Origin of the sequence: Micromonospora sp. ATA51, assembly GCF_016802855.1 — a bacterium.
In the GTDB taxonomy this organism is placed as follows: Bacteria; Actinomycetota; Actinomycetes; order Mycobacteriales; family Micromonosporaceae; genus Micromonospora; species Micromonospora sicca.
Map to the genome: position 1 here is coordinate 1 of NZ_JAEVHJ010000698.1, position 1,057 is coordinate 1,057.

The window sequence follows — 1,057 nt, forward strand, 5'->3', positions numbered from 1 at the left end:
ACGAGGTCGTGCACGATTAGGACCCGGCAGTGCTTGTATGCCTGGTTCGGTTTGGTGGTTTGCCTACCGTTCGGCGCAGCGGTCGGAGACCAGTCCGGCGATGGCGAGCGTGGTGTCTTCGAAGTGTTCACGGCGTCCGATGTAGCGCTGCAGGGGCCGCCACTGCTTGGGCTCGGCGATGGCGTGTTCGACGCAGATCCGTTGTGAGGATTGGGCTTTACGCGCGATGGTGTATTCGGCGCGCAGCTGGTCGGTTGCGTCTTTCGGTGGCTTTTTCGGCGGCGCGCTGACCTGGTCAGGGAAGTCCCGGGCCAGGCCCTGGTAGCCGGAGTCGACCCTGGCACGCACGTTCGGGTACTGCCGCAGTAGATCCTCGATGCCCTCGGTACGCAGCGCGGTGACATCGTGCATCCGTCCTGGCCGGGTCGCCCCGCACCACAGCAGCCGCCCCTTGGCGTCGCTGATCACCGTGGGTTTGATCGTGTTTTGTTTCTTCTTGCCCGACACGAACGCCCGCCGTCCGGGCCGGTTCGCCTTCGGCCGTCGGACCTGGACCTCGGTGCCGTCGATGCGTAGCTCGACGCCGTGGGCGTCGGCGTAGGCGAACACGTCTGCGAGGGTGCGCAGCCGCAGTCCTGGCTTGCCAGGCACGGCGAACCCGCGGGCAGCCAGTAGCGGACGGATCTCGCCCACGGCGCGGGTGATGGTGGACCTGTCCACCTTGTACAGCAACGCCACCGCGGCGTGTGGCAGTTGCAGGCGCAGGCAGGCCAGGGTGGCGATGACCCGGTCGGTGAAGCTCAGCTCATGATCTGGTCCGGCTCCGGCGGCGCGCAGCCGGTCGCCCCTGCGGCGCTGGTGCAGTCTGGATTCCTGCTGCGCGGTCCACGGATCGGCCAGTTCGGCGATGAGCTTGGCCAGCCGCTGGCGAGGGATGCCGGTGAAGATACGATGAGACAAGGCCGTGCGGGCCCATCCTGACGTCACAATCATGATCGTCCCGCACGGCCACCTTCATGATCGACCCGGGTCTTTCCTCTACCGCGCACCAAGCCGT

Annotated in this window: 1 protein-coding gene; it reads right to left on the reverse strand. The window is 66.8% G+C overall.

Features of this window, described 5'->3' with window-relative positions; genetic code table 11:
- Nucleotides 1–63: 63 nt before the first annotated feature.
- Nucleotides 64–960, reverse strand: a complete 897-nt coding sequence (locus tag JNW87_RS39035; protein WP_201749406.1) for a transposase family protein — start codon at nucleotides 958–960, stop codon at nucleotides 64–66.
- Between the last annotated feature and the right edge of the window lie 97 nt (nucleotides 961–1,057).